The organism is Thalassotalea hakodatensis (genome assembly GCF_030295995.1).
In the GTDB taxonomy this organism is placed as follows: Bacteria; Pseudomonadota; Gammaproteobacteria; order Enterobacterales; family Alteromonadaceae; genus Thalassotalea_C; species Thalassotalea_C hakodatensis.
Genome location: NZ_AP027365.1, coordinates 4,154,827 through 4,176,228, shown reverse-complemented (window position 1 = coordinate 4,176,228; position 21,402 = coordinate 4,154,827). Strand labels below are relative to the sequence as shown.

The window sequence follows — 21,402 nt, the reverse complement described above, 5'->3', positions numbered from 1 at the left end:
AGGTGTTAAAAGCTCACTGATAACTGCGCGTTAAACCATCGGCCTTTTTGCGGATATGGATGTACTGTTGTTCCCCCTTGTTGATACTGTTTATTCAACAGGTTATCAACACGCAATGCTAATGAAATGTGCTTACTGATTTGGTAACGTAAGTTGGAGTTTACTAATAAACTCGCATTAATTTTCTTTTCTGGTTGATAAAAGTTTACCCCACGCTCTGGATAATGATCCGTTAATGACATGCCTTCCTGTTGAAGGTTGATAGGAGAAAACTGTTTGCCAATATAGCGTAAGCCAAGGTGTAGGCTAAGTTTATTATTAACGGGAAAATCAAAGGTGATATTAGCCGTGAGCTTGGGAATGTTATTAATGTAACTGCCAGTAACGGGTATTTTTTCGCTATTACTTACCGCCCGGTACGTTGCATTTGCCCGAATATTGAGGGCTGGTGTTAAGTATTGAACTTCTTGCTCGACCCCCCAAGAAGATAACTCACCTGCATTACTGTAATTGACGTTTTCAGTACTATTATCGCGAAAGATCACATCTTTTGACTGATCGTAAAAAAAGTTACTCGTAAGCTGCAAGTGATATTGAGGGATATTTATCGTTGGCGAAATTTGCAAAGAGCGTAGTATTTCAGGCTTTAATTGCGTAGCACCGATAAAGGATGAAAGGTTGGAAAATCGATTCCAATAAGTGGCGTCTACAAAGGCCTCTGAATAACTCAATTTAAAGCTGATGTCTTTATGTTGATATAATAAGCCAAGTCTCGGGCTTAGTTGATCGATGTTATTGGTCATCTTACGGTTCTTGTAGTCGTAACGTAAACCGATGTTACTTTGCCATTTATCAGTGATCGGATATTTATACTGTAAAAATCCTGAATAGTTACTTTCTGAACCGTCGGGTAGTAATGGCTCGCTATTCGAGTTAATTGTGAAGCTATTTGTGGCAGAAAGTATGGTACCGGCGTAAACTTTGTAGCTTTCAAGTTGTATGCCTAATAATAAGTCGCCGCCTTTGGCTTTAAATTCAACGGTGCTCGACACACCACCGGATAACTCTTTCCATGTGGGTGCTAAATAAACAGGTGTTATAGGATCAACAACGACTGCGGTTTCTGCAATATGTTGATCAAAGTATAGACGATTTTTATTTACCCAAGCATCACCAGTTACGGTATTTGTAAAACCGAAATGCGTTGTTAAATAACCAAACCCTGGTCCCGTTCCGTTTACTTTTTCAAAACTGTCGTATTGATATGGTTCACCACTTAAGCCACCAGCAGTAAAGGGTTCAATATAGTGGCTACGTCGACGGTTGAGCAACCATTCACCTGTTGGCGTAGTGATAGAAATGCCAATATCATAAGGATGCTTATCTTTAATGCCATAAATTATCGCTTCGCTATTGGGTTGAGGTTTTTCACTGTAAATATTTTCAGGCGCAAGCGGGATTACTTCGCCATCTGCTTGATACATATCTGCCCACATCACAACATCGGCATGTGAAAAAGTTTTTGCTAAAAGAATGTTAGCAGATTTTTGACCGTGATTACCTACAGATAGATTTGCTTGCTGTTGTTCAATATCAGCAGCGGTTTTGAGGATGATATTAATGGTTGCCGTCAAAGAAACATTGCCGTATAGCGAAGAGGCTGGTCCTCTTAGCACTTCGATCTGTTTAATTTTATTTAACGAAATACTGTGATCTGGCGTTGCCATAGAATAACTTCTACTGTTGAAGCGATGACCATTAACCATAATGAGTATCTTTTGTTGGGCTGAGGTAAAAATACCGCGAGCTGAAATATTGATTTCATTTTGATCTTCTACGTGGGTAAATCCAGGCACATATGTGAGTAACAATTCTTTTAACGTTTGTGCGCCACTTTGTTTAATCATTGAATCAGTAATTAAGCTTACTGGTACAGGAGCTTGGGCAACAGTTTCTTCAGATAGTGAGGCAACGGTAACTTTAGTGTCAATTAATTGTTGAAGGGAAAAATGGAGAAAATCATCATGATTAGCAGGTTGTGCTGCCGTAGGGTAATTTGCATTAGCCTGATGAGCTAGGCCTACTAACAACAATAACGCAATATGGATAATAGACTTGCTAAGCATTTAATTCTTATTGTTATTTTTTATATTGTTAGATTAACCTACGAAGAACTTAGCGGTCAAATTTAGCAGGTGATTTATGATGAAAAAGTCAGTACAGTATTCATAATAATAATAAAAGGTATGGTATTTATGTCCAGCTGGTGGCGTAAAAAACGGGGTATAGTGGCAATGATTCTATCTTGCCAATTGCTGATTGTGTGTACACTTCATGCTCAGCAACTCAGCAGTGATAAAATCAAAACAGCTTATCTTTATAATTTTATTAAGCATGTAGCTTGGCCATCGGAAGATAAAAAAAACGCTTTTACTATTGCCGTATATCAAGACACAGATTTTTATCATAAAGTACAAAAAGAGTTAGCGAGAAAACAGGTTAAGAAAAAGCCAATCGTGGTAACGTTAGCGAATTCAACACAACAAGCGGCAAAGGCAGATCTCGTATTTGTTAATGTCATCGATAAGTTTGATTTGAGTGTTGTTGCGTCAGATCTCAGAAAAACCGATACTTTGCTCGTTACCTTCAATAGCTTGGATAAGCATCATGTGATGTTAAATTTATTTTTTAACTCTAGGACTTCTGCGATCGAATTTGAGGTCAATAAGTCCAATATTGTCTATGAAGGGTTAACTATCTCCAAAGAATTGTTATTGCTTGGTGGTACTGAAATTGATATTGCTGAGTTGTATCGAGAAACGGAACTGGCGATGCAAGAAATGCGTAAAAGAGAAACACAATTACATAACGATTTACAACACCAAAGTGAAGCGCTAGCGGTAACGGCAAAAAGGTTGCATGTATTAGATCAACAACTGAATGAACGACAACAAATAGCAGAGCAGCGGCAAATACAATTAATCGCGTTAAAAAAAGACATTGAACGACAAAAACAAGCGGTAGCGATAAAAGAAAAGCAATTAAGTGATATGGTCGGCCAGTTAACGACAATTAGAAAAAAATTAAAAACTCAGCAGAAGTCTGTTATCGAAAAAGAGCAAGAAAGCAGCGATATGGAGAGTCGTATTGCGTTTAATCGCGAAGTGATCGCCAAACAAAAATCACAAATTGACCAACAAGGTCAGCAACTAAATCAAAAGAATGTTGAACTAGCCGCGCGTACAGAAATGATTGAGCAGCAGCAGTTTTACCTTATGGTACTTGCTGTTGTTATTTGTATTGCCGTTTTTGTTAGTATTTTATTGGTGTGGTTTATCGTCAAAAATATGCGCACTACGCGGAAATTGAGCTTAACATTAAATAATTTAAAAGAAATGCAAAACCAGTTAGTGCAATCAGAAAAGCTTGCATCTTTAGGCAAGCTCACTGCAGGTGTTGCTCACGAAATCAACACACCACTAGGTATTGCGTTAACCTCAACCAGTTCTGCATTAGAAAACACGCATGAAATTCAACAATATTTTGAATTAAACAATTTAACAAAGTCGCAGATGCGCAAATATTTTGATTCGATTGATCAGGCCTCAAGACTTAATATGTCGTCACTTAACAGAGTCATTGAATTATTAAATAACTTTAAGCAAGTAGCAGCAGATCAGGTAGTTGGCGAAGCGAGAGAAATTAATTTGGTCGACTATAGCCATGAAATAATGCAAACGCTATCAGCAGAAATGAAGCGAAATCATGTCACCTATGAAATCAATGGCCCTGAAAACATTGATATAAAAACAATCCCTGGAGCCCTAGCTCAAGTGTTCACTAATTTAGTCACCAATTCAATTAAGCATGGGTTTGAAAATAGAGCCTCAGGGAAAATAACCTTAAACCTAAGCGTGCAAGGAAGTTGGGTTACGATAGTATATAAAGATAATGGCGAGGGTATGGAACCCGAGGTGTTACTTAATATTTTTGAACCATTTTATACCACAAAAAGAAATAGTGGCGGCACCGGTCTAGGTATGAATATTGTTTATAATATCATTAAACAGCAATTACACGGTGATATTACGATTGAAAGCACCCCAAGTGAAGGTGCACTGTTCAATATAACCATACCAACATCAATTGACCGTTAGCAAACGTTATGTCGATATTTGTATGTGTCGATGCAATAAATAATCAGTGCTAACCAAATAAAACCAAACGTGAGTAATTTCTCATGGCTCACTTGTTCTTGATAGAAAAAGACAGCTAATAAAAACATGATACTTGGCCCAATATATTGGAAAAAGCCAATAGTAGATAGCGTTAGCCGTTTTGCCGCCGCGGTGAAGCATAGCAGTGGCGCGGTAGTTACAATGCCTGTTACGATCAGAAAAGTGTTTAGTGTTATGGTGTTGTTAATCATGTTGCTGGTGCTGGTTTCAACAAAAAATAACCAATAACAAATAGCTATAGGCATCATGATGAATGATTCGATAAGCAGACCGACAATAGAGTCAACGTGTATCTTTTTTCGTAATAAACCATAAATGGCGAATGAAATTGCTAAAGTGAGTGAAATAATCGGTAACGTGCCTAGCGTAAACAATTGAATTAACACGCCTAAAATAGCTAAAGCAACAGCAAATATTTGCCATTTTCGTAACCTTTCACCTAAAAATAGCATGCCAAAAGCAACATTAATTAGTGGGTTGATATAGTAACCTAGGCTTGCATCAAGAATGTGATTGTTGTTTATGGCCCAAATGAACACAAACCAATTGAAGGCTAAAAAGCATGCGCTTAGTGCAAGTTTCCCTATAGTGCTTGGTGATTTAAATAAAGTAGAAGCTATACGTCGTTTTGGAGTGAGCAGTACAAAGCTTAGTAAAAGTAAGCATGACCACAGAATACGATGCACCATAATTTCATCAGCAGGCACATGCTCAATGAGTTTAAAATAGATAGGGGCTAAACCCCATAACACATAGGCAGCTACGGCATTAATAACGCCTAATTTTTGTTCTTGCTGAGTCATGGTATATGCGCTGATTAAATATATATTTTATCATGACTTATGCTAAGTTAATTAATTATTTAATTAGGCGCTTCACTTATTTATCGGGAACAATCCCATCAAAAAGTGTAGTTTTGTACAATTACCAAATATAATGTTGAAAAGGTGTACAGCAAAGTTCAATACGGCCTAGCCAACCATATAGGTACCCGTGCCGAATGCGATATGCACTCCCTCTTCGTTATGTAGCTCCATTCTTGCTACTGCTACCTTACTGCCGCTGCGAATAATACGAGCGGTCGCTACAAACGCTTGACCACGGCCTGGGCGCAAAAAGTCAGTGCGTAAATCAATAGTGCCTAATTTAGATAAACTTCGTGCAATATTGGCTTCCGACGTATCATCAAGATGCTCAATGATGTTAGCTGCTGCAACAATACCGCCAGCGAGATCTAAGGCAGAAGCTGTTACGCCACCGTGTAATATTTTCTGCATTGGATTACCAATAAGTTTATCTTGCCATTGAAAGCGTATTTCTGAGGTTTGAGTATCGAAAGTTATGATCTCTAACCCTAGCAATTGATTAAAAGGCATGCCATTGTTCCAAAAGTGGGCAATTTGTTTAAAAACGTCGGCTTGATTCATAATGTCTGGTCGGATGAGAGTGATAAGGTAAAGTGTGCACCGTTTTTAGTGAAAAAGAAAGTTTTCTTCTTGAGGTGATAATCGGGTAAAATATGCCTTTCATTTATTTCAGAAGATTTTCCATTGAGTGATCTATCAGTAGCTGAACCGTTAAATACTTTGCAACAAAATTTGCAAGAAATTTTTGGTTATTCTGAATTTAGAGCAGGTCAGCAGCACGTTGTAGAGCAAATTATTTCAGGCAGAGATTGTTTGGTGTTAATGCCTACTGGTGGTGGTAAGTCTTTGTGTTATCAATTACCCGCAACCTTGCTAAAGGGTATAACGATTGTTGTTTCTCCGCTGATTGCCTTGATGAAAGATCAGGTTGATAGCTTGAATAGGCAAGGTATTCCTGCTGCCTATGTTAATTCGTCATTGTCGAATGAACAAATACAAGACACTTTTAGCCGGCTCGCGAGTGGGAAATTAACCCTGCTATATGTTGCGCCAGAGCGATTAACACAGCATTATTTTTTACAAGGATTGCATAACTTACCGATTCGTTTATTTGCCATTGATGAAGCACATTGCATTTCACAATGGGGTCATGACTTTAGACCTGCATATACGCGACTATCGATATTAAAAGCGCAATTTCCTGCGATTCCTGTGGTGGCATTAACTGCAACCGCTGACGTGACAACTAGGAAAGATATTTTACAACAGCTAAATTTGCATGATCCTTATATTCAATTAGACAGCTTTGATCGGCCGAATATACGACTAACCATGGCAGAGAAATATCGAGGCGCCACGCAAGTGATAAGTTACATCAAAAAGCGTGGACAAGATGCGGGCATTATTTATTGTAGCAGTCGTTGGCAAGTAGAAAAATTAAGCGAAACCTTGGCAAAAGCAGGTATAAATTGTGCCGCTTATCATGCAGGAATGGAGCATAGTATTCGTGCAGTAGTACAAGATGGTTTCGCTAAAGATAATATTCAAGTGGTGGTGGCAACCGTTGCTTTTGGTTTAGGTATTAACAAGCCGAATATCCGCTTTGTTATTCATTTTGAACCACCAAGAACCCTAGAAGCCTACTATCAAGAAATTGGTCGGGCAGGACGAGACGGCCTTAATGCAGAGGCGCTATATTTACACGATGAAAAAGATGTTTCGCGTATCCAAAAGCGCATACAAGAAACGGAAAACGAACATAAGCGTAACGTAGAGTTATTAAGATTTGCCTCGGTAAATGATTTTGTTGAATCTCAAACGTGTCGTCGGCAGTTAGTACTGAATTATTTTGCGGAATTTACCACATCAGGTTGTGGCAATTGTGACATTTGCTTAGACCCACCAAGTCAATTTGATGGCTTGAAGGTTGCTCAAATGGTGTTATCGTGCGTATATCGTAGTAATCAACAACATAATGCAAATTATATTATTGATGTATTACGTGGCCAGTTAACAGAAGTCATTGCTCAGGCACAGCATCAACAATTATCAACGTTTGGTATTGGTCGAGATAAAACACCAGGGTATTGGTACGCGATTATTCGCCAATTGATACATTTAGGCTACTTACAACAAGATATAGCGAACCATTCAGCGCTGATGTTAACGCAAGCCTCTCGTTCGGTTTTAACCGGTGAGCAAGCCTTGAGTTTAGCAACGCCTAGATTACAAAAAGCCAGTTATTGGCGGCAGGATAAACAATCTGGGCAATATGACCGTGTATTATTTGCCAAGCTGCGTGAGTTGCGAAAAACCTTGGCAGACAGCGAAGACATACCGCCTTATATTGTGTTTAATGATGCGACGTTGTCGGAATTAGCGCGCTTTAAACCGAAAACACCGACAGAAATGCTCAATATCTCAGGGATAGGTCAAACAAAGTTAGCACGTTATGGTGCGCCGTTTTTAAGTGTAATAAATGAAGTAATCGATAAGTAAGGTAAGAAAAAGCGCTCATGGAGCGCTTTTAAAGAGAAATTATTTTAAACTCGCGTAATAAGCCGCTAAGTTTTTCATATCTTCATCAGTTAAAGGCATTGCCATACCTGTCATCATCGGATCTTTACGGGCACCTGATTTAAAGTCTTTTAATTGCTTATAAAGGTACTGTTCTTGTTGCCCTGCTAAATTAGGGTACATTGGCGTTGTAGATATGCCCGTTGCACCATGGCAAACGCCACAGGTTGCTGCTTTTTCTTTACCTTTGGCGATATCGCCTGCGAAAACCGGAGATGCCATCATCACAGTAGCAGCAATTGCTAACGTAAATATTTTCATGCCTATATCTCTCTATCTTTGATTAGAAAATTTAATTGCCTAGCCAGATTATATGAAAAAACAGCATAGCTGTCTCAGATTTTTTTGTATTATATGCAATAGATCAATATTTCCTAGAGGTAAATCAATTGTCTTGGTTTTTTAATAAAATAAAGTGGCAGCAACAAAATGATGTTATAAGCATTGATACTGAAAAAGTTGAGTCGTTATCACCTTTTACTTGGGAACAAGAAGACATTCCCGAAATATTTTCAGAAATATCGAGCGGCAATGAACAATTAACACTAAAAAGTACACACGTAGGCGCTGATCGTGTTAGTTATGAAGTCTGTTGGTTTGATTCGGTGTATTGGTTGCATTTTGAATGTTACAGTCAATCTATTTGGTTCGAGGCACTTGATTCAACAGCAATGAAAAATATTAACCCCTTATATGATTATTTAACAGGTAATGCATAATGGAAAAAATTCTTGTCAGTGCATGTTTAATGGGAGATCTGGTTAGATACGATGGTGGACATCAGCAGTTAGTCAATAAAACGTTCAAACAATGGCAGCATGAAGGTAGGCTAGTGAAGGTGTGCCCTGAAGTGGCGGGCGGGTTATCAACACCTAGAGCGCCGGCTGAAAGAGTGTTAAAGGACAATTTAGTAATAGATGTATCAGGAAAAGATGTGACTCACGCTTTTACCCGAGGGGCAAATATCGCGCTGTCGATTTGTCTTGAGCAACAGATTAAATACGCCTTATTAAAAGAATCTAGCCCTTCTTGCGGAAGCAATAGCATTTATGACGGGCGGTTTACTGGTAGCAAAATATCAGGGATGGGTTTAACGACCGAGCTACTACGACAACATGACATCGAAGTTTATAGTGAAAATACGGTGTTATTATTAGCTGAAAAGCTAACACGTAATGAAAAAAAGTTTAGCTAGCAACAGTAATTTTGTTACTGCTATGGCGCTGCATATCGACTACTAAAGTACGTGTATAATTAAGTACCGTATCGATATTCTGCGATAAGGTAAAATCATTTACTCCCATTGAGATCGTCATATGGGGCAACCTGACACCAGATTTGCTACTTACGAAGCGAAGCTTTTCAACACCTTGGCGTATTTTTTCGGCAATTTCACTGGCAATATTACGTTCTACTTCGGGTAATAAAATTAAAAACTCATCATGACCGGAACGTACAGGCAAACCGCTATCACCTACATAACTTCCAATTTTGTTGGCTATTTTTGACAATAATACATCGCTTATTAAACCGCCAAACTTTTCGCTTACTAAAGATAGCTTATCAACATTAACAACAATAGCCGCCACTTGCTTGTTAGGGTCTTCAAGTGTCCATTGTTCTAAGTTTTTATTTAATGCCTTGCGATTATATAAACCCGTTAACGGATCGAGGTAAATATCTTTTTTTATCTCGGCCAGTTCAGCTTTTAATAACTGTGATTGCTTTTTAGATATTATCAGTTGGTTAGAAAGTTGCTGTTGCTTCTGACGAAAACTTTTTGACGCTTGTTCGATTTGTTGAATAGCGCCAGTAATGGCTTTTTGATTATTAGATTTCAGATTAACGATATTGTGATCAAGCTTTTTCAACAGAGTATTCGCGCAATTCATCGACTGTTGATTATTATTCGCTAAACTATCTACTAATTCATCGATGTCTGTAACAATTTCTTCCCTAAACGTACTTTGGCCTAAAATATATTGTTTATATAGCTCTTGAATAACATATTCGTCTAGCTTTTTGCCTAAGGATAAATGTTGTTTTATTTGTTGGTTTAACGTTGGGTTTTTACCAATAATATATTCATAACAGATGGCGTAATTTATTGGAGATGCAGGAAGATGCCATTGCTGCAACTGCTTTATAGTCAGTGTTGATGTTTGCTCTGCTTTTTTGATGGAATCATGGTATTGCAAAATTACCCATCCCCTCAGTAAATACGAAAAATAAATTGTTATTGTTATAAGTTCATTCTCTAGTAATTTATAAAAAAGTGCTAGCGTTAATCGCAAATAAATGGAAATAAATAATACCAATCCACCCAAAGGAGTGAATGCTTAGCGCTGCATGGACGATAGTAGAATAAACAAATTTATGTTGCCGATGAAGTTCTAAGTTGATCAAATCTTAAATTCAATTGGTATAAATTCTCGCTAAGCGATCACTTTCTTAGACGGAATGGCATTAATGTTGTTCATTGAGACTTCGGTGAATAAAAAATTTAAGCGTAAACGGTGTAGTAGGTTTAAGGGGACAAGGGAGCACGCAAAGCTAGTGCTAAAAAGAAAGATATAACATAGGAAAAGCCTCAATAGACAAGCCCCCACTATGTCTAAATTCGGTAGTTCCGCTGCCATAGGTTTCCCCGTAGACCGGTAACTTTGCGTCTCTAGCTTTCGCTAGATTTGCCCTTATCGAGCTTTAGTAGCTCAAGAGACATTATATTCATAGATTTTTTCTTGTAAACCATAAATATTGTTTATATGGTAAACTTTATTTGTTTTTTAAATTAAACCCTTGAAATAAAGGGAATTGAAAACTCATCCGATGATTTATAAATTGTTTTTCTACAGTGTATTTTTGTATGTTTTTAGCGCGTCTCTTCTGGCGGAAGATACAGCCAGTACAGAGATATTACAGAATATTGCTGACGTTAATCGTTTCTACGAGGGCGATAGAGAATCAATGCCTTATCAAAGTGTATTAACACTTTCTCAGCGTGTTATTAAGCAACGTCATTTGTACCATAATAACACGTTGGCAAAAGTGTTTACTTTACTTGCAGATGCAGCGACAAATACTGGCGATCTCGCAAAGTCATTACAATTTGCTCAAGATGGGGTCACGTTATTGGGCGTTGACCAACAAATAAATTTAAGGCTTTTACTAAAAGTTGCAGCAGGATATTACTACAAAGGTAAGTTTAATAGCGCCAAAGAAGTTGCTGAACGAGCGGTGTCACAGGCACAAGCACTTAACCATGTTGAGTTATTAATCAATGCGTTAAGTTATCGGGCGATGGCCAACGCGTTATTAGCTGAACATGATAATGCATTAACTGATATTGAACGCATTGAGCTGTTACTTGCTGAGCAACCTAGGTTGTCAGATCGTATTTCTTTAATTAATTTATTGGCTAACGCGCATTATTATTTGGGAGACGATAATACCGCTATTTCTTTATATAATAAGGTGTTAAAACTTAGGTTTGAGTTGAATAAAGTGGCTAACATTGATCAAACCTATTATCACTTAGCGCGTTCTTATTTATCATTGGGCATGTTAGACGATGCTTACAATGCCTTTTGGGAAGCCTTAACCTACGCCCAAAAGAAACAAGCCCCTATTCGTATTGCTTATGCTCAGTCGGGCTTAGGGAAAGTACATTTTTTACAAACAGATTATCAACAAGCGTTAAACTTATTTAATAAAGCTGAATTGGGTTTTCGTGGTTACAATTTAACGCAACCGTATTTAACCGTTTTATTAGATTTAGCAAGAGTGCATGAAACATTAAATAACAAGTCAGAAAGTTATAGGTATTTAACGAAAGCTCAACGTATTTCTGCTTCAACTGAACTGACGGAAAAGCAAATTGTGTTACATTTAATGGCGGCAAAAATGTACCGTGATCTTGGTCAATTCGATAAAGCCTTAGCTGCTTATTTTCAATATACTGAGCAGGAAAAAGTGTTTAAACATTACGGCGAAAAAAATGTACTTCAAGAGGAAAAAAATCACGCTACAAGCCAAAAAAGTCGGAATTTTTCATTACAATTTGCCAACCAATCAACCTTAACGCAAGAATATCAATTCAAATATCAACAACAACAAAAACTGATTAGTTTATTGATATTTTTTGTTATTGTTTTGTTTGTTTTTTGTCTTTGGTTAGGAGTAAAGCTAAGAGCACTTAAATTAAAATACGTGTATGAAGAAGCGGAAAAGCCTATCGACTATATCGCTGGACCTAGCTACAGTAAAAAACTGTACCAATATCATTATAAAATGGCGCGAAAATTCGAGTACCCGTTAACTATAGGTTACTTCACGATTGAAAATTGGAATGAACTGACGTTTCAGTTTAATAAAAAAACCGTCGCAGAAGTCACATTGGCGTTATTTGAATTAATTTACAACGCTAAGGAAGAGTTTGTTCAAGTAGGGGTGATAAACGATGGCGAGTATTTATTTTTGGCACCACATCAACGGCCAGAAGAGTTACAGCAAAATTTAGAAAAGCTTGCCCAAGCAGTTAAACTACAATTCTTTGCAAACCTAGGTGAGTTTTCATTAAAAGTTCGGTACGATTGCCAGTCTCCCAGTGTGCAAGATATCGACCCATATATCTTTTTATCGCGAATAAGTGATGCAACTGTTCCTGATAGTCGTTTTAATGTGTAGGTTTTATGATGATGTTTTTATTGGCTGTCTTAGCCATATTTATAGCGGTAAGTGTGTATTTTTATTTTAAAGCTGAAGGTCTTCAACAGCAGTTGATTGCTGCAAAACGGGAGAGGAATAACGCTAAGAAAGAAGCCAAAGTGTTGTTAGAATCTGTAGCGGTTATCGCACGTAAAAATGAAGAGGTAGTGAAAAATCGAGCTCGGCAATTACAAGAAAGAGATACACAAATTGATGCAGAATTTCTTGATTTATTACATCCCTTTATCAACAATTATGCAGTAATTTATACTGAAGCCCTGCGTGAAAAAGGAAAATTACATAAAATTACGAAAAAATGTTTCGAAAGCTATCAAAAAGACAGTTACCGTAGATTCACAGGCCAAATTGGGGCAATGAAACCCCATATTAACAGAGCGTGGTCAGAAAATAATATTGCTGCATTAATCACATTTACCGAAGCAATTTTTTATTATTTAGAAAACCCTGAAAGCGAAGAGTAATAAACCCTTTTGAATAAATTGCTTGATGCTACTTAACCTCAGATTTGTGTAAAAACAGCTGCTAGAAAGTAAGTTGTTATCCCGAGCTCAGGTTACTTACTTTGATTGGCCTTTGTTTTTTAACAACTCGCGTAAATTTGCTACACCTGCTTTAGCAGTATGTTGCTTTTGTTCTTGCGTTTTTGTTGCCTTTTTTAATTCCCAGTTAAGATCGTCTTGTGGCAATTCATGTAAAAACCGGCTAGATTCTGTGCGTGAAACCTCGCCAAACTGTCTGCGTTCTCTGGCATAGGTGAAGGTAAGCTCTCGTTGAGCGCGAGTAACCCCCACATAAGCTAAGCGTCTTTCTTCTTCTACATTCCCTTCATCAATACTGGTTTGGTGAGGCAAAAGCCCTTCTTCCATACCAATTAAATAGACATAGGGGAACTCTAAACCTTTTGACGCGTGTAAAGTCATCAATTGCACTTGATCAGAAAATTCTTCTTCTTCGTTACGTTCCATCATGTCGCGAAGCGTTAAACGTGTCACAATTTGAGGCAAAGTCATTGGCTCTTCATCGTCTGTTCCTTCAAGCATTTGCGTAACCCAACTGAATAATTCAGTTATGTTTTTCATCCGCATTTCTGCTGCTTTTGCGCTAGGGGAAGTATCGTATAACCAATCTTCATAGTTAATTTCGCGGATCATGCTTCTCAGCACCGCAGCGGTATCGCCTCTTTCTGCATTATCGGCAGTTTCAACCAGCCAACGTGTAAAAGCTTGCATTTTAGCTAAGCCTCGACCCGTTAAATGCTGTTCTAAGCCAAATTCAAAACTGGCAGCGAACATACTAATTTGGCGCTTATTTGCGTAACTGCCTAATTTTTCTAGTGTTGCTGGGCCGAGTTCTCGTTTTGGTACATTCACTATCCGCAAAAAGGCATTATCATCATCAGGATTTACTAATACACGTAGGTATGCCATGACGTCTTTTATTTCAGCGCGTGAGAAAAAAGAGGTTCCTCCACTAATCTTGTATGGAATACGGTTAGTCATTAATGCTTTTTCTAACAATCGTGACTGATGATTGCCACGATAAAGGATGGCGTAGTCTTTATAATGACTACGATTTAAAAAGCGATGACCGATCAAATCACCCACCACCCGTTCAATCTCATGTTCTTCATTCTTTGTCTGCAATACCCGCAACTCGACACCGTAATCAAGTTCACTAAATAATGATTTATCGTAAACATGCGGGTTATTAGCAATAAGAATATTCGCGCACTTTAAAATACGACCACTTGAGCGGTAATTTTGTTCGAGTTTAATCAGTTTTAACGTAGGATAATCTTGCCCCAGCAATACTAAATTCTGTGGTTTAGCGCCTCGCCAAGAATAAATAGATTGGTCGTCGTCGCCGACCACTGTTAAACGGCCGCGTTCTCCGGTAATTAGTTTAACTAATTCGTATTGGCTGGTATTAGTATCTTGATATTCATCAACTAGCATGTAACGAATTTTATTACGCCATCTTTCTCTCACTTCAGGATAGTTTTTTAACAGTAAAGTGGGAATTAAAATTAAATCGTCAAAATCTAAGGCGTTATATGCCTTCATATGTAGATGGTATTGTTGATAAAACTCAGCATATTGTAACGTATCAGCATCACTTGATTGTTTAATGGCTGCGTCTGGAAGGAGTAAATCATTCTTCCAGTTAGATATCATGCTTTGTAGCTTATTGAGTAAGTCTTTATCGCCACCGAACTGTTCATCGGTTAACTCTTTAAGTAAAGCGAGTGTGTCTTGATCATCAAATAAGGTAAAGCCGGGTTTGTAACCTAAGGTTTTTATTTCTCTTTTAACAATATCAAGACCTAGCGAGTGAAAGGTTGAAACCGTTAATCCACGGGTTAAATCACGGCCAAGCATTTTTATCACTCGTTCTTTCATTTCACGTGCGGCTTTATTGGTAAAGGTTACCGCAGCAATATTACGGGCTTTGTAATCACATTTATTAATTAGATACGCAATTTTTTGACAGATCACCCCAGTTTTTCCACTACCTGCACCTGCTAATACTAGGCAGGGTCCGCTGACATAATTAACCGCTTCTTGTTGTCCGGGGTTGAGTTTCATGAGTTAACGCAATTGACGATAAAGGGCGGTGATTTTACCTTGTTTTTTACGTTGGCAAAATAGCTAAATAGATTACAATAGTAATATATATTGTGATGAGGCTTAGCCATGATTAACGCGAAAAAAATTGAAGATATTGCGAAACAAGTAACAGAGGCTATTCCGCCTGGCTTGAAAAATTTAGCGACTGACTTTGAAGATAAAACCAAAACGGTGCTACAACGAAAATTATCAGAACTTGATGTAGTGACTCGGGAAGAGTTTGATATACAAACTCAAGTACTGATCAAAACGCGAGAAAAATTAGCAACTCTTGAACAAAAAGTTGCAGAATTAGAAGCTAAAATTGACGAACTAACCTAACGCTTAGAGGTTAAGCTTTTAAAGTGAATAAGATCTGTCAGATTCGTATACAGAACTCTATCAAATTTGACAGTCGGAAATGTGCCAACAATTGTCTATCAGCATTAATCGAACCAAGGGCTGAAACTGTGAGAAACAGGCATTCTGATCGCATTAGTTTAAGAGTGCAGTCAGTTATTTGTTCATAACGGTACTTTGACTCTAGCATTTTGGTGTCAGGCTTTGTTGGTATTGTGTTGTTTATATATTTACAGGTATGTGAATAAAAAAGTAGAGGCAAAATAACATTTATTTCACCTATAATAAGTACTTCTTAGATACAGTTATTAACATCACCAACTAGATCATCTCTTTCACCGTTAGTATAATCTATTATAGGAGGGAGATCAGCAATGCATTCGATAGTGTCCAAAGCACTTCCTTCGTTTATAGGCCCCCATCCATCACCACCTCTTCTTGCTACACATTCTTTACCGTGAATTAGTGTGTAATGATCTGTCTTATCTCCGTCAGCCAATACAATCCTTCTATCACAACTATGAGTTTCAATCCCTACTTCAATGTTCTTATCAGCAGTTGCATAGTAGATAAAAATTGGCTGTCTATGGATCGCACTTTGCGCTAAAAAGCTTGAAAGTATACCAAATGATATGGTAGAGGTTGCAAATAATAAGTTTTTATTCACTTCTTGTTTCCTTGATTTTATAAGTACAGAAGGCGCACTTATTTCCTTATCGCACATAAGTTAATGCTTATGTGACGGCTATTATTAACAAATTATAAATAAAAAAAACAAACACTTATTGAATAATTTAAGGTTATGATTAATACTTGTACTGGTGAGATATAGTGTAAATTTTGAAAAGGAAGACACGTGAAAAAATTTTATTTTACTTTATTATTCCCTTTAGTTATTTCTGCTTGTAGTTCAAATGATAGCGCAACATGGCAAGACCGTGATAATAATAAATTCTTCAATAGTGATAAATCTATTTTGGCTGCAAAAGCGAATTGTGATTTTAATAAAAGTATTAAAAGATCGCATCAGTTAACCCTGTCGTTAACTAAAAGTCCTGTATATCGCCAAAAGAAAGATTCCGAAACTGAACAGGATTACAAAGCAGCTAGACATCAAGCAACTATTAATTATTTAAATAACCAAGCTGATACAAAATCTAAAAGTAATTCATTAGCGAAAGCTGCGTATCATTGTATGGCTAAACAAGGCTTTAAAAAAATAAGTTAGTTTCACTTTTTTATTAAACAACTAGATATTTAGCTGTTTAGGCTGGCGTATAATTCTGCCTCTCACTAAGAGTAATATGCAGATTTTGCATATTACTCAACTTACGCTTGTCGCTCATAGCTGTCTATCAGATGAAGTCTAAACCTATTCATCGAAATTGTAAGATCCGATATAAGCTACTACATTTAAAGCAAAGTGCTATAGTTTTTGGTTAACATTTTTATTATTTTATTTGGCTTAATCAATTTAATTAACCCTATAGTAAAGCCTATTGTGATATCAATAGGCTTTCTTGCAATGGGCAAAATTCAACAGTTTGCTACTTTTCTTTCATGTTCCAAAGTATGCCTTGGTCGCTACCCATAACCGTTGTTGGTAGTTTTCCATCCCACTGTTGGGCTTTAACATATTCAACAAGCACTTTACTGGTTTTTATCGCTTCAGCTTTTTTCTTTATTGCTTCCGCTTCCGCTAAACCTTTTAATTTAATCGCTTCTGCTTCAGCTTTTGCTTCAGTTGTGATGGCATATGCTGAACCGTCAGCTCGTGCTTTTTCTGCATCTCGTTTGGCTTCTGCAGTATTTACTTCACGTTGTGCTTCAAGCTTTTGGCGTTCTAAACGATGCTCTTCAGCAGCGGCTAAGTTCTTTTCGGTTTGCTTGGTTTCTATACTTTGCAAATATTTAGGCGGTAACACAAGGTTTTCAATTTGAACGCTATCAAGCTTAACAGGAAACTCAGTCATTTCTGATAATAGTGTTTCCTCAATTTTTTGAATAACTTGGCCACGATTTTGTACAATTTGCTCTGCTTTAAAGCGAGCTAACGCGTCTTTGGTCGCTGAGCGTAATCTTGGGTCAAGAATGCGGTTTTCAAACTGATCTAAACCACCGTAATTTTTGTATAGCTCAAAGGCTTCTGAACGGATCACTGTCCAGTTTACTGATACCTCAGCTGTCACCGGCATTTGTTCATAAGTAGAGGCTTTTAATGATTCAGCATTTTTTCGTGTACGTATCTCAAGCTCTTCAATGGTATCAGCTAATGGTACTTTTGTGTGCAAGCCTGGGTTAACTTGTGTTGTCGCTTCGCCAAAGCGTTTCACAATGCCAACATGGCCTTCATCAATGGTGTAAAATGTCATCCATGCGCCTAAAATAACGACGATAGCGATTGCGACTTTGATCAAGTGTTTGGTCACTTGTGGTGAGTCAATATCGGGGGTTTTCGATGCTAAGCTATTTTTCAACATATAAGCTCCTACTAGATTATGTTTTCTTGACATAATATGTCATCGGAGCAGTATGCTGTCAAGCTGTTAATGATGTAAAATTGATTGTCATCTAAAGCTAAGTTGACGTTTTAACTCAAAAAATCTTGATATGCCGCGTTGTTTGTCTCTTCCTGCCATGCGTAATTTAAGCTGTTAACGTGGTTGAAAAAATCGAGCTGCTCATCATTATTTACTTCAAAACCTGCCAATACTTGTCCGAATGCTGCACCGTGATTTCGATAATGAAACAAACTAATATTCCAACGCTCGCCTAAGGTATTAAGAAAGTTTTCTAAAGCACCTGGGTATTCAGGAAATTGGAATCTAAAAATACGCTCTTGAGCCGTCGAAATATTATGACCGCCTATCATGTAACGCACGTGAAGTTTTGCCAGTTCATTATTGGTAAAGTCATTGACTGAAAAGCCTTGATGTTGCAATAAAGTGATTAATGCTTCTCTTTCTTGCTGACCAGATAGCCTGATACCAACAAAAATCTGCGCTTGTTCACCCTGACTATTTGATCTTGCTTGGCGATAATTAAACTCGGTGATCACACGTCCTTCCAATATTTGGCAAAAACGTCTAAAGCTGCCTTTTTCTTCAGGAATAGATACCGACAGCACAGCCTCTTTTTGCTCGCCTAACTCGCAGCGCTCAGAAACATAGCGTAGCGTGTGAAAGTTCATGTTAGCGCCAGATAATATGGCGATTAGTGATTCATTTCCAAGACTGGTTTGGCAATATTTTTGTAAACCTGCTAATGATAATGCACCTGCAGGTTCAGCAATAACGCGGGTATGTTCGAAAATATCTTTTATGGATGCACATATTTCATCCGTTGAAACAGTGATCACTTGATCACAATATTTTTTGATCAAATCAAAGGTATGTTCACCGATGCGTTTTACCGCAACGCCATCGGCAAAAAGCCCTACTTGGCTTAGATCAGTAGGAGCACCAAGCTCCATGGCAGCTTTAAGGCATGCTGAATCTTCAGCTTCCACACCAATCACTTTGATATTAGGCTGTAACTGTTTCAAATAAACGGCCATGCCGGCTAATAAGCCACCACCGCCAACAGGTACAAAAATAACGTCGCAAGTGGCTTGTTGTTGCAGTATCTCTTTCGCGACAGTCCCTTGCCCAGCAATAACGTCAATATCGTCAAACGGATGAATTATCGTTTTGCTTTCATCTTTGGCAAATTGCAAGCATGCCGTTGCTGCCTCATTAAAGCTTTTACCTACAAGACGAACTTCGGCACCGAAGCGGCGTACATTGTCCACTTTAATATCAGGTGTGGTAATCGGCATTACGATTGTCGCGTTAATGCCTAACTTATTTGCTGCTAAGGCTAGACCTTGTGCATGATTTCCAGCTGAAGCAGCAATAACGCCATGAATACATTGCGTTTCAGATAGGTTAGCAAGTTTGTTATACGCACCACGTAATTTAAATGAATGTACCGGTTGTTGGTCTTCACGTTTAAGAAAAATTTGGTTACCTAACCGTGTTGAAAGTTTACTCAATGGTGTTAATTCGGTTTCAACCGCAACGTCATAAATAGGCGCAAGTAATATACGCCTAAGGTAATCTAATGCTTGTTCCTGGTCTGCGTTAACTTGGGCTAAAGCTTGCTGTTCTTCACCCGTCATTGCTTTGAACCCCATCAAGTAAATCTCGGTTACGTACTGCACCCTTATCTGCGCTGGTCGCTAACATTGCATAGTTTTTAAGTGCATAGCTGATAGGACGAATACGCTCTTGTGGCTTCCATGCGTTAATGCCCTTAGCGTTCATTGCAGTGCGACGTTCTGAGAGTTCTTCTTCACTAACGTTTAATTGAATGGTTCTACTGGGAATATCAATATGAATAATGTCACCTTGCTCAACTAAAGCAATAGTGCCACCACTTGCAGCTTCTGGTGATACATGACCAATTGACAAACCCGATGTGCCGCCAGAAAAGCGTCCGTCTGTTAACAATGCACATGCTTTACCTAATCCCATTGATTTTAAATAGGTGGTTGGGTAAAGCATTTCTTGCATACCAGGGCCTCCCTTCGGGCCTTCATAGCGAATAACCACAACTTCACCGGCAACCACTTTACCCTCTAATATACCTGCTACTGCAGCATCTTGGCTTTCAAATATATGAGCAGGGCCGGTAAAAGTTAAGTTGTCATCACTAACGCCTGCAGTTTTCACGACGCAACCATCAAGGGCAATATTGCCCGATAACACAGCTAAGCCACCTTCGGTTGAAAAGGCATGATCAATATTGCGAATACAACCATTTTCTCGGTCGTCATCTAAGGTGTCCCAACGACAATCTTGGCTAAACGCTTTGGTGGTACGAATACCCGCAGGGCCAGCACGATAGAATTTTTTAACCTCTTCATCATTGGTGACTTTAATATCATATTTAGCGATAACGTCAGCTAATGTGGTACCTAATACATTTGGCACCTCAGTTTTCAATAAACCAGCACGAGCTAATTCGCCTAAAATAGCAATAACGCCACCAGCACGATGCACATCTTCCATATGGTATTTAGGAGTAGAAGGAGCGACTTTGCATAGTTGTGGCACTACGCGTGATAACTTATCCATATCTTCCATGGTATAATCTATTTCTGCTTCTTGGGCGGTCGCGAGTAGGTGTAAAATAGTATTGGTTGAGCCACCCATCGCAATATCTAAGCACATGGCATTGGAGAATGAATCTTTGTTCGCAATGTTACGCGGTAAAGCACTTTCATCGTTGTCTTGATAGTAACGTTTGGTTAGTTCGACTATTTGTTTACCAGCGTCTAAAAATAACTGTTCTCGATCGGCATGGGTAGCTAGCATTGAACCATTGCCAGGTAATGCTAAGCCTAAAGCTTCGGCTAAACAATTCATTGAATTTGCGGTAAACATGCCTGAACATGAACCGCATGTTGGACAGGCAGAACGCTCTACTTGATCACTTTGTTCATTCGAAACGGTTGGATCAGCGCCCTGGATCATGGCATCAACCAAATCAAGCTTGATAATTTGATCAGAAAGCTTTGTTTTACCTGCTTCCATTGGACCACCTGAAACAAAAATTACGGGAATATTCAAACGCATAGCAGCCATTAGCATGCCTGGAGTAATTTTGTCACAGTTTGAAATACATACCATGGCATCAGCACAATGAGCATTGACCATATATTCAACAGAATCAGCGATTAAATCACGAGAAGGCAAGCTATACAGCATACCGCTGTGCCCCATAGCGATACCATCGTCAACGGCAATCGTATTGAATTCTTTGGCAACGCCACCCGCTTCTTCAATAGCGCCAGCCACTAATTGCCCCATGTCTTTTAAATGAACATGGCCCGGTACGAACTGTGTAAAAGAATTAACCACGGCAACAATAGGTTTACCAAAATCATTATCTGTCATTCCTGTTGCACGCCATAATGCACGAGCGCCCGCCATATTGCGGCCTTGAGTTGAAGTGGCTGATCTTAATTTAGGCATAATGTAATTC

Annotated in this window: 18 protein-coding genes and 1 riboswitch; of the genes, 8 read left to right on the top strand and 10 right to left on the bottom strand. The window is 38.3% G+C overall.

Annotation, left to right across the window (positions count from 1 at the left end):
* Nucleotides 1-5 precede the first annotated feature (5 nt).
* On the bottom strand, nt 6-2,126 hold the full coding sequence (locus QUE72_RS18490) for a TonB-dependent receptor (RefSeq protein WP_286270638.1): 2,121 nt from the start codon (nt 2,124-2,126) through the stop codon (nt 6-8).
* Nucleotides 2,127-2,255: 129 nt separating this feature from the next.
* On the opposite strand from QUE72_RS18490, the gene QUE72_RS18485 reads away from it, so the two are divergent.
* Entirely contained in the window at nt 2,256-4,157 is a 1,902-nt protein-coding gene (locus tag QUE72_RS18485; protein WP_074496809.1) for a YfiR/HmsC family protein, read from the top strand.
* Here the strand turns inward: QUE72_RS18485 and rarD are convergent.
* Together rarD and QUE72_RS18475 are read right to left on the bottom strand one after the other, a co-directional pair.
* Nucleotides 4,154-5,041, bottom strand: coding sequence for an EamA family transporter RarD (gene rarD, locus QUE72_RS18480; RefSeq protein WP_074496811.1), 888 nt, complete (start codon nt 5,039-5,041; stop codon nt 4,154-4,156). The genes QUE72_RS18485 and rarD overlap by 4 nt on opposite strands.
* Before the next feature lie 168 nt (nt 5,042-5,209).
* Nucleotides 5,210-5,665 carry a thioesterase family protein gene (locus QUE72_RS18475; RefSeq protein WP_286270637.1) on the bottom strand — a complete coding sequence of 152 codons (456 nt, stop codon included), beginning with the start codon at nt 5,663-5,665 and terminating at the stop codon, nt 5,210-5,212.
* A 123-nt stretch (nt 5,666-5,788) separates the two neighbouring features.
* Between QUE72_RS18475 and recQ the strand changes: the two genes are divergently transcribed.
* Nucleotides 5,789-7,603, top strand: coding sequence for a DNA helicase RecQ (gene recQ / locus QUE72_RS18470; protein WP_286270636.1), 1,815 nt, complete (start codon nt 5,789-5,791; stop codon nt 7,601-7,603).
* A 39-nt stretch (nt 7,604-7,642) separates the two neighbouring features.
* On the opposite strand, the gene QUE72_RS18465 is transcribed toward recQ, so the two are convergent.
* Entirely contained in the window at nt 7,643-7,942 is a 300-nt protein-coding gene (locus QUE72_RS18465) for a c-type cytochrome (protein ID WP_074496819.1), read from the bottom strand.
* A gap of 128 nt (nt 7,943-8,070) precedes the next feature.
* Here QUE72_RS18465 and QUE72_RS18460 point away from each other — a divergent pair, with 128 nt between their 5' ends.
* The gene (locus tag QUE72_RS18460) at nt 8,071-8,400 is read left to right on the top strand and encodes a DUF3630 family protein (protein WP_286270635.1); all 330 of its coding nucleotides are present in this window, start codon (nt 8,071-8,073) and stop codon (nt 8,398-8,400) included.
* Nucleotides 8,400-8,876, top strand: coding sequence for a DUF523 domain-containing protein (locus QUE72_RS18455; protein WP_286270634.1), 477 nt, complete (start codon nt 8,400-8,402; stop codon nt 8,874-8,876). Before QUE72_RS18460 ends, QUE72_RS18455 begins: the two co-directional genes overlap by 1 nt.
* Here the strand turns inward: QUE72_RS18455 and QUE72_RS18450 are convergent.
* Nucleotides 8,869-9,879 (bottom strand): diguanylate cyclase domain-containing protein, encoded by a 1,011-nt coding sequence (locus QUE72_RS18450; RefSeq protein ID WP_175573078.1) that lies wholly within the window; start codon nt 9,877-9,879, stop codon nt 8,869-8,871. The genes QUE72_RS18455 and QUE72_RS18450 overlap by 8 nt on opposite strands.
* A 421-nt stretch (nt 9,880-10,300) precedes the next feature.
* Nucleotides 10,301-10,383: riboswitch (cyclic di-GMP riboswitch) on the bottom strand.
* A gap of 160 nt (nt 10,384-10,543) precedes the next feature.
* On the opposite strand from QUE72_RS18450, the gene QUE72_RS18445 reads away from it, so the two are divergent.
* The gene (locus QUE72_RS18445) at nt 10,544-12,367 is read left to right on the top strand and encodes a tetratricopeptide repeat protein (protein ID WP_286270632.1); all 1,824 of its coding nucleotides are present in this window, start codon (nt 10,544-10,546) and stop codon (nt 12,365-12,367) included.
* Nucleotides 12,368-12,372: 5 nt separating this feature from the next.
* Entirely contained in the window at nt 12,373-12,870 is a 498-nt protein-coding gene (locus QUE72_RS18440) for a hypothetical protein (protein WP_286270631.1), read from the top strand.
* 96 nt (nt 12,871-12,966) lie between these two features.
* Here QUE72_RS18440 and rep read toward each other — a convergent pair whose 3' ends face one another.
* Nucleotides 12,967-14,994, bottom strand: a complete 2,028-nt coding sequence (rep, locus tag QUE72_RS18435; protein ID WP_286270629.1) for a DNA helicase Rep — start codon at nt 14,992-14,994, stop codon at nt 12,967-12,969.
* A gap of 108 nt (nt 14,995-15,102) precedes the next feature.
* On the opposite strand from rep, the gene ubiK reads away from it, so the two are divergent.
* Nucleotides 15,103-15,357 (top strand): ubiquinone biosynthesis accessory factor UbiK, encoded by a 255-nt coding sequence (ubiK, locus tag QUE72_RS18430; RefSeq protein ID WP_286270627.1) that lies wholly within the window; start codon nt 15,103-15,105, stop codon nt 15,355-15,357.
* 313 nt (nt 15,358-15,670) lie between these two features.
* Here ubiK and QUE72_RS18425 read toward each other — a convergent pair whose 3' ends face one another.
* On the bottom strand, nt 15,671-16,042 hold the full coding sequence (locus tag QUE72_RS18425; RefSeq protein WP_286270626.1) for a hypothetical protein: 372 nt from the start codon (nt 16,040-16,042) through the stop codon (nt 15,671-15,673).
* Nucleotides 16,043-16,231: 189 nt separating this feature from the next.
* Here QUE72_RS18425 and QUE72_RS18420 point away from each other — a divergent pair, with 189 nt between their 5' ends.
* Nucleotides 16,232-16,603, top strand: a complete 372-nt coding sequence (locus QUE72_RS18420; RefSeq protein WP_286270625.1) for a hypothetical protein — start codon at nt 16,232-16,234, stop codon at nt 16,601-16,603.
* Nucleotides 16,604-16,922: 319 nt separating this feature from the next.
* On the opposite strand, the gene QUE72_RS18415 is transcribed toward QUE72_RS18420, so the two are convergent.
* The 3 genes from QUE72_RS18415 to ilvD all read right to left on the bottom strand — a co-directional run bounded on the left by QUE72_RS18415 (nt 16,923) and on the right by ilvD (nt 21,392).
* Nucleotides 16,923-17,855, bottom strand: a complete 933-nt coding sequence (locus QUE72_RS18415) for an SPFH domain-containing protein (protein ID WP_286270624.1) — start codon at nt 17,853-17,855, stop codon at nt 16,923-16,925.
* A gap of 110 nt (nt 17,856-17,965) precedes the next feature.
* Nucleotides 17,966-19,534 (bottom strand): threonine ammonia-lyase, biosynthetic, encoded by a 1,569-nt coding sequence (gene ilvA, locus QUE72_RS18410; RefSeq protein WP_286270623.1) that lies wholly within the window; start codon nt 19,532-19,534, stop codon nt 17,966-17,968.
* The gene (ilvD, locus tag QUE72_RS18405; protein WP_286270622.1) at nt 19,524-21,392 is read right to left on the bottom strand and encodes a dihydroxy-acid dehydratase; all 1,869 of its coding nucleotides are present in this window, start codon (nt 21,390-21,392) and stop codon (nt 19,524-19,526) included. The genes ilvA and ilvD overlap by 11 nt, the downstream gene beginning before the upstream one ends.
* Nucleotides 21,393-21,402: the final 10 nt, after the last annotated feature.